1 protein-coding gene and 2 pseudogenes are annotated in these 9,794 nt (G+C 41.8%); all 3 read right to left on the bottom strand.

The window, feature by feature from the left end; all coding sequences use genetic code 11:
• Positions 1 to 60: 60 nt before the first annotated feature.
• A pseudogene (locus J4P91_RS29820) lies at positions 61 to 2,211 on the bottom strand (beta-ketoacyl synthase N-terminal-like domain-containing protein); the annotation flags it as partial.
• A 78-nt stretch (positions 2,212 to 2,289) separates the two neighbouring features.
• A pseudogene (locus J4P91_RS29935) lies at positions 2,290 to 2,595 on the bottom strand (acyl carrier protein); the annotation flags it as partial.
• A gap of 32 nt (positions 2,596 to 2,627) precedes the next feature.
• On the bottom strand, positions 2,628 to 9,665 hold the full coding sequence (locus tag J4P91_RS26090) for an SDR family NAD(P)-dependent oxidoreductase (protein ID WP_207996390.1): 7,038 nt from the start codon (positions 9,663 to 9,665) through the stop codon (positions 2,628 to 2,630).
• Positions 9,666 to 9,794 lie beyond the last annotated feature (129 nt).

Raw genomic sequence — 9,794 nt, forward strand, 5'->3', positions numbered from 1 at the left:
TGCTGACTTTTTAGATGAAGGGACAATAAGTTTTTCCCCTTCCTTTTCAGCACCTGAAAACCAGCACGTTTGCCGCGCAAAGGGATATGTAGGTAGACTAATACGATAAGGTGTACCATTAGGATAAAGCATATTCCAATCTACCTGGAGGCCTTTGACCCACAATTGCAACAATTGATCATACTTTCCTTTTTGTAACCAAGTTGCTATGATGGTCTTCATATCATCATCCACTGATATCATTGATAATGCTTCTGTTCCCGACTGGACAGTCCCTCGAAATACCTCATTGTTCTCTTTTCCATCCAAAAAGGCCGTTAATTTCTCCTTAAGTTTGCTCATATTGGTGGCAGTTAAAGCCAACCTCTCTTCCATAGGCTCCCTGCCCATCTGTAGTGTAAAGGCCACGTCCATTAAATCTGGATCATCAAAAGAATCAATCGCTTCCAGTAAACGTTCAACCTGCTGCTGAAGTGCCGTGTCATTTTTTGCAGAGAGAATGATGATTGCAGGATGAGGTTGCCCATGATGGTTCATCACTTTTTCTTGAATATATTCCTCCACCACTACATGGGCATTGGAACCCCCTGCACCAAAAGCCGAAATACCCGCACGTCTAGGATATTCTTTTTCCTCCCCCTCCAAATCAATTACTGGTCTTACCCACTCTTCTAAGGTTTGTTGCACCTTAAAAGGCGTCTGGTCAAAATCAATATGTGGATTTAAAACTTCAGCATGTAGGGAGGGAACCCGTTTCTTATATTTCATTTGTAGTAACACTTTGGTTAATCCTGCAATCCCCGCCGCCCCTTCGCAGTGACCGATGTTTGACTTTATCGAGCCAATAGAGCAAAACTGACGATCAGTAGTATAAGCATTAAAAGCTTTTTTCAATCCGGTAATTTCAATAGGATCTCCAAGAGCTGTCCCCGTACCATGAGCTTCGAGATAGGTGATGGTTCGTGGATGTACACTCGCTTGTGCTAAAGCTCGTTCAATCACCTTTGCTTGAGCATTTGGATTAGGAACGGTATAGCCATTAGTCTTACCTCCATGATTTATCGCTGTGCCTTTAATCACACCATAAATTTGATCCCGATCACGAATCGCCTGAGCTAAAGGTTTTAAAAATACCGCCCCTACCCCTTCACCTGGAACATAGCCATCTCCTCCCGTTCCAAAGCTTTGGCACCGACCATTACTCGATGCGAAATTTCCTTGTCCAAGCAATAAATACTTATTGGGATGAATGGATAAATTAACCCCTCCAGCGATTGCCAGTTCACACTCTCCTCGCATGATACTCTGACACGCAAGGTGTAGGGAAGTTAATGAAGATGAACACATGGTGTTAACCACTAAACTCGGTCCTGTCAAGTTAAAAAAATAAGAAACCCGGTTGGCAATCGCCGACAAGTTACTACCGAGAGCAAGAGCATTCTCCTTAGCTTGTTCCTGAGCGCCATACAATGGATACTCCTCGTACATTGCGCCCACAAATACCCCCACCGCATCATTGGAGCATAAAGCTTTTCGAGAGTAGCCAGCATCCTCCAATGTCTCATAAACACATTCTAAAAAAAGACGTTCCTGTGGGTCCAGTACTTCTGCCTCTCTAGGAGAAATATTAAAAAAAAGTGGATCAAATTGATCCACTCCCTCAATAAATCCACCCCATTTACTATTAACCTTGCCAGGTTTATGCTTGTCCTTATCAAAATATAACTGATGATCCCATCGATCTGGACTAATTTCGGTGATACTATCTTTTCCTCTCTGAAGATTTTCCCAAAATTGTTTGATATTCTGAGCACCAGGATATCGACCTGCCAGCCCAATAACAGCAATCCCATCCTCCTGTGCCAAAGGGACTGTTTCAGATTGATAGTTTTCCAAGTTATCCCTTTCTTTTAAAGGGAGAGATGACTGTAGGTCATATGACCTTGCAGCCGCCGTCTCTTCGATTCCAAAAATTTGAACCAGCGTATGTGAATGAGCTTTCACCAGATAGTCAGCCAACTCTTGAATCGTTTGGTATTCAAAAAACAACGTCTTAGATAACGATCCAAAATGCACCTCTAGCTGCCGGGTTAGCTTCATAATCATAACTGAATCTATTCCATAATTCTCTAAAGGCGCATCCGCAGCCAGCCGTTCTAACGGCATTTCTAAAACAGCAGATAAACACTTTTTAAGATAATCAACTGCTTTAATCTCCAACTGATCTTTTTTTGGGGATAAAACAGGTACATTTTGTGCACTATTCATATTCTGCGCTATATAAGCAGCCAGCCCTTTTAAAGTCTCTTGTGCCATAATCTGTGCAGGTGTCAACTCCAGATGATACTTTTGATTGAGACAGTCTACTAATTGCTCAAGCAACACCTGATCCATCCCTAACTCTAACCATTCCGTATCTTCACTAATATCCTCTATCTCTACATTGAGTATATCTACCAGGGTTTGCTGTAATTCTTGCAGTGGCTCAGCTGTGTAAGCTGATGAAAAGATCTTTTCCATTTGTTTAACAGCCTCTTCCTGGCTAATTGCTTTATTTTTAATTTGCCGGTATAAGGACTTCACCTTATGTTCCATATCATTTTCACCTCTTATCAAAGAGTTATAATCTAACGGTGGTGGGATTGAAGCATTTGCATAAATTGTTTTTCTGACAATTCATCACTGGAAATTCGTTCTATTAAAGTCAGATAAAACGCAGCATCGTTCTCCTTTTCTTCCTGTTCACCTACAAAATGACACAACTTATCTCGATCCCCTGCAAGGACCATTACCTGTTGCCAAGGGGAGTCCCATGCCTGATAAAAGGCATGAATGCCTGCCTTAGGCTTTAATGCAGTCATACCTGTATCTTCTATCCATTGCCTTTGTTGTTCAGATGCGACCTTCATGCCACCACCTTCCCATAGTGGCCAATTAATCGAGAAAGTACGCCCTTGCCGTTTCTGATTTTTGACTAAGAAGTTACGATAGTAGACATACTGATCCATAAAAGCATTGGCAGTGGCATAATCAGCCTGACCAATGTTCCCCATCACACCAGCAATGGAAGAAAAGACTACAAAAAAATCCAAATGGCAATCTTGGCTGGCCTCATCCAGATTCACCACACCCGATACCTTCGGTGCCAACACCTGAGTAAACTGTGTTTCTGTTTTTTGTATCATAAAGTGATCATCTGTTACGCCCGCGCCATGAATAATTCCATTTAAATCCCCATACTTTTCCTTTATGTCCGCGATGCAACGCTGAACAGCTTGCTGATCAGTCACATCCAACGATTGATAACTAACCTCTAACTCTCGCTGTTTCCATTCGTTTAACCATTGCTGCATATCGTTTGTAGGCTGGGAACGACCTACGAGAATTATGACTCCACGCTGAATATGCTGACCAATTTCCTCGATAAAAATTTTAGCAAGTGCCCCATTTCCACCAGTGATTAAGTAAACTCCACCTTCTTGCCATGGCAATGAGCCTTCCTTTGCTGACCCCGGTATTTCTTTCCAGCTTAAAACATGTCGTTTCCGAATTCCTTGATAGGCAACCTGTGGGGTCGTTATTACCTGCCGACTATCTTGAAGAATACTTAGTACCTGATCATTCTCCAAATCTTCATCCAGTAGCACACACTGCCCTATAATATGCGGATTTTCCAAATGAGCAGTTTGTAGCATTCCGCCTAGCGCTTTACCAAAGAAATTACTTGAGTGGTTAAACAATAGAATTTGAATAGGTACCGTATGAGTAGGCTTAGTTCTCATAATTTCTTGTATAATATGAAACACCTGTAGTACATCTCGGACGAATTGATCTGCCAGATTAGGATGATCATCATCATACAGAATTATATGACACGATCCATCCGGTAACTGATCACATATTTCCTTTGCTTTTTCGGGATTAGCCCCGTAGATAATCACATGGCCATTTTCCTCTTTAAAGGAGGACATAGGTTGTGCAACCGTTTTTCCCTCCCAATGTGGATAAAAAAGTATCATATCTTGAACTGGCTCCTTTTTTAAAGCTAATCCTTTGATTAGTAAGAGACAATTACCTTTCTCATCACACACATCGATATCCAACTTGATTATGCCTCGGCCGCTATTCTTTTGTCGAACCAAAACCCATTGTGCTTTCAGACAGTCGTCAATAAGCATCAATTCATCCATAGCAAATGGTAATGCTAAACCCTGCTCCCCTTCTGATAAGATCAACCCTATAGCGGATTGAATAGCAGCATCAAGTAAACTAGGGTGCAAAGTATAAACATCCTGTTCATCTTCCATGTAAACTGGTAAATGAATTTTGGCTAGAACTTGCCCTTTTCCAACAAAAATCTTTTCTACACCTTGTAAACGTGGACCATAAGCGATACCCATCGATTGAAATACCCGATAGCATTCCTCAGATGTCCATATCCGCTGTTGGCATTGCTCCTGTAGCAAGGATAGATCCAAACGATGATCCACATAATTAAAGGCTCCTAACTCTATTTTCCCCTCACAATAGTTGGTCTCTTCTCCATCTATAATTTGATAGATGTTATAGGTCATTGATTGGTCATGTTGTGGGGAAATCCCAATGATTAAAGGGGATTTAGCGTCTTGTTTACTAAAAAGTTTAGACCACATTACGTGTTTAAGACACACGTTCATCTTCCCTTGCTTCCCCATCACCGCTTTAGCTGCAGCATTCGCCATTTCTAGGTAGACTACTCCCGGTAATGCACCTACCCCATCTATGACATGATCTTGAAAATAAAATGCCTGCTCATTTAACTTTGTCCTAAACTTAAGACCCTTAACATCAGATATATTTTGATGTACCAAAGGGTGAATTGCAAAATCTTGATGAGTACCCTGCTTCACTTCAGTTATCCAGTAGCGATCCCTAGCAAAAGGATAAGTTGGTAAACTGATGCGTGACGGCTTTTGCTCCTGATAGAGAAGGTTCCAATCAATGGTAGCCCCATTAATCCATGCTTCCATTAAAAGCCTATAGGCGCCCATTTCAATCCATTGGATGATTGATTTATCTGAAATAACAGCGTTGTCACTACGAGATGAAGAATGTCCACTTATCCAATGTTGATCCTCTATCTGCTGTGTATAAGCATCTAAACGTTGACGTAAATCCTCAATAGAGCTCACTGTAAATGCCAATCGCTCTTCCATTGCTTCACGTCCTACCTGTAGCGTAAAAGCGATATTTTCCAATTGATCATCTGTAAATGCCAGCTGCTCAATTGCAGTAAGTAACCGACTGGCCTGTTTCCTTAACTGATCTTCCGTTTTTGCTGATAAGATAATGATTGCCGGTCGATCTGGTTTAATAGACGGATTGACACGTTTGTCATTGCGAGGAATATATTCCTCAATTAAAAGATGAGCATTAGCTCCACCGGCACCAAAGGAAGAAATAGCAGCTCTTCGCAGGTGCTCTTGCATTTTTCCATCCTTATAAATTACTGGTCGCTTCCATTCTGCTACCTTTTGTTGAACCACAAAAGGTGTCCGACTAAAATCAATATTAGTATTGAGCACCTCAGCATGAAGCGAAGGAACTAATTGACGGTGCTTCAATTGCAATAGCACCTTGGTTAAACCTGCTATACCAGCCGCACTCTCACTATGACCAATATTGGACTTAACGGAACCGATGGCACAAAATTGCCGATCTTTCGTATACTTTTCAAACGCAGTCGTTAAGCCTTTGATTTCAATAGGATCTCCAAGAGCTGTTCCTGTTCCATGAGCCTCAATATAGCTAATGGTGCGCGCATCCAACTTTGCTCTTTCCAATGCCTCAATGATTAACTGCGCTTGCGATTGTGGATTAGGTATTGTATATCCATTGGTTTTTCCTCCTGCATTAATCATGCTACCCTTAATAACACCATAAATATGATCCCCATCCGCTTCAGCCTGTTCCAATGGCTTTAAGACAACCGCACCTATCCCTTCACTATCCACAAGCCCATCTGCTTGCTGACCAAAAGGACGACATGCATCACCAGAAGATAACATAGTCATAGCAGATAGCTTGAGAAAATGATCTGGGTGGACAATTAAGTTAACCCCTCCAGCAATGGCGCAGGTACTCATACCACTATAGAGGCTTTCTAACGCTAAATGAATAGCCGTCAGCGAAGAGGAGCAGGCCGAATCAACAGCTAGACTAGGTCCTTGAAAGTTCATAATATAGGACACCCTGTTGGCTATAGACCAATAACTAGCTCCAGGTGGATAATGTCCATTCATAGCTCCAACAAATATACCTACTTTCCGGTCTTTGCTAAGATTAGAAGGTGTATAACCTGCATCTGCAATACTTTCATAGCAAGTTTCCAGGAACAACCTTTCCTGCGGGTCCATGCGCTTAGCTTCTGCAGGTGAAATATGGAAAAAATAAGGATCAAATTTATCAATACCGTCAATAAATCCGCCCCATTTTGTATACATATAACCACGTTTTCCAGGTTCCTCATCATAATATTGTTTCCAATCCCATCGTTCTTTTGGAATCATAGTAATAGCATTTTGACCTGATTTTAATAATTGCCAATATTCATGAATGTTATTTGCTTTAGGATAACGGCCTGCAATTCCAATAATCGCTACATCCATCATGTTTGATTTAGATTGAGACGTCTGCTTTTCCAGGGATTGTAAGTTACGGGGCGGCCGTCTAAATCTTCTTTTTATCGAACGTGACGATGGAGCCTCTTGAACTGGATGGTCATCTGTCCCAGAATTAAGAGCCAATAATTCTTCCACCTGTTTTGGATGACTTTTAATTAAATAGGTAGCTAGATCATTCAAAGTTTGGTACTCAAATAGCAGCGTGCTGCTGATATCCGCAAAATCCTTCCGTAATGCACTGGTCATTTGTGCAACCAATATAGAGTCAAACCCATATCGTTCTAAAGGCTCTGTACTATCAATTTGCTCAACTGAAAGGCGGAGAATATCCCCTGCTAGATGTTTAATGTATTCCACACAAGCAGTATGCAATGTTTGGTCTGACCTGATAGGTTTTCCAGCAACTATAGGTACGGTTTTTGGGGCTTGTTTCAACTGTTCATCAGTTGTTTTTGTTTTCTTTTGTCGTACCACACCATTGCTTTCTGCAAGAATAATATGTTGCTGACCTTTGGCAGTAGGAGGTATCATAACATGAAACCCTTCCGATGTTAGAACTCGTTCCCACTGTTCTACTGCGACCAGTGGAGACCCTGGAATGCGCCATGCTTCATCTTCATATAACCACCATCCATCCAATAGACCAAAGGTAAGATGATTAAATAACGTATGGGTTGTGGTTTCAATTAACAAGAGTACCCCATTCTTTTTTAGCAAAGCCTTAGTATTGCGTAATGTCTCACGTAATACTGGGGTAGCATGAAGAACATTACTGGCGATGACCACATCATAGCTTCCTAGCTCAATTCCTTGTGCCACAATAGGCTGGGTTACATCAAACAATCGATAATTAATTCGAGAGTTCCAGTCACCAAATCGTTTTTCAGCAGACAACAAAAACGCCTTGGAAATATCTGTGTAAGTATACTCATCAATGTATTCTTGATATGGCTGTATTTGCTTTAATATCTCTGCAGTACTTCCACCCGTTCCTGCCCCAATTTCAAGAATTCGAATTAGCTTTTTATTCTGATGACGCTGTCTCTGTTGAAGATAGTTAACTATGATAGCCGCAAGATGCTGATTATAGTAATCTGAAACTACATTCTGTTTATAGATCCCTTCCACTCTTTCCATAGAAGAATTCGGGAACAAAATATCCGTTGCCATGATCTGTCCTGTTAATATTTCAGGGAGTTGCTGTAACGTCGCTTCTATTAAGGTAAAATGGGAACCCATACCCCGTTCTTCTTCCCACGTTTGTTTAAATCGATCCCATTCCTGCCAAACCATTATATTATCAATAGGTTGGGCTAAAATTGTATAAGCCTGGCCATCCCATGAGAGATAATTTTGCTCTTCAAAAATAGTCACGGTTTCTTTCATCCATCGGCGATAATTTGATTGAAGCCCTGGCGTTAACTCTGATAAACTACCCTGTTTATCCTGAAACCAACCTACCTTTTGTAACTGTGCCCACAACAACTTTACTAACAAAGGCTGCCCTTGATCCATGTGCTGGGTAATCGTCATGATAGCCTGTTCTGCGATTTCTATTTCGGTAGTCGAGTCCTGGTTAAGGCTAGCCATACAACTGTTAATCTTCTCTGGCAATATAGTAATAGCCTCAGATAGCTCTATTTCTTGCTTATGCAAAGGGCGAATGGTTTTGATATAAGCTAATTGTAGGAGCGATTGTGACAACAAAAATTCCAATGCCGCCATTCCCTCCTGCTCCTCAATCGAACCAATACCTTCTTGAGCCATTTTCTGTTGATACACTTCTTCCGCTACCACACCTACACTGCCCCAGTAACCCCAGTTCATGATCTTAACCGGGCAGGACCATTCTCTCTCCATAGCTAAAGCGAATGCATCCTTAAATGTACAGCCTGCTGCATAATTGCATTGTCCAGCTGATTTTGAGAAAGATTGAATGGATGAGAAGAATAGTACAAAATCAAGAGATTCCTCTGAAAATACCTGAGCCATCCGAACACTAACATTTACCTTTGCCGTCAATGCAGCCCTAAAAGTTTCTTCATCCATCTGTGCAATTGACTGATCTCGCAATACAATAGCTGAATGAATAACCCCCCGTATTTCACCGTATTTTTCCTTAATCTGCTGATACGCCTCTTCCAGAGAACGTCTATCGGCAGCATCAGCAACAATATAATCAGGAGCCGGTCCATAGGTAGCCAATCGACTGATCTTAGCAAGAATAGTTTCATCCTTTTCTCTTCTGCCGATCCACACCACCTTAGCCTGATGGTGACGGATCACATGTTCACTCCAAACTTCGCCAAGACCACCTGCACCACCAATCACTACATAAACACCGCTCTTTTTATAAGGTGTCTGCGGCTCCGCCATCTGCTCAACCTGAACTAAGCGCTGGCGGTACCAGAAACCTTCCCGGTAAGCTAGCACATCCTCTGGTAGGTTGTAGACATGAGTAAGAGGATGGAGATCACCGCCATCTTCTAAATCCAAAAGGCGTATCTGCCAGCATGGATACTCCTTAGCTACCGAACCTGCCAAGCCGTATAACGCTGATTGGGCAGGTTGTATGCCATCACAAGGGTGAACCTGTTGCGCTCTCACTGTTACTATCGTCCATTGCAATGCCTTATGTTCATATCCTAATCTTTGTAATGCTTTAACCATCTTAAACAAGGCAATAACTGTTTGTTCCTGAGCGTCAATCAGCTTGTCGTCCACCACCGATGATACCGGTATATCTGGCATATACCAGATTAATTCATCCATTTCTTCAATCGGAGTAAGTTGTGAAACAATATCGTCAATTGTGATCTCTGCATCGATATATAATACCCTCGCCTGTGGATATTTCTGGATGATAATTTCTATTCTTCCGTCTGTCTTCTCCCCAATGATAACAGGGCGCTTTGACGGAACTCTCTTCTGTTCATGGTTGTATTGTATTCGCTCCCAGGTTGGTGTAAACATAAGATAGCCCATGCTTTCATGCGTTTCCAATTCCTGACTCATGACCCGATTGATCAAACCCTTGATCTTTAAACAAATTCGTCCTTCATCATCACAGAGAACGATTGTGATCTTCCCCTCATCATCACGACGAATCCATGCCCACATGGACGCTTGAGT

Origin of the sequence: Bacillus sp. XF8, from assembly GCF_017498755.1 — a bacterium.
GTDB lineage: Bacteria > Bacillota > Bacilli > Bacillales > Bacillaceae_G > Bacillus_A > Bacillus_A bingmayongensis.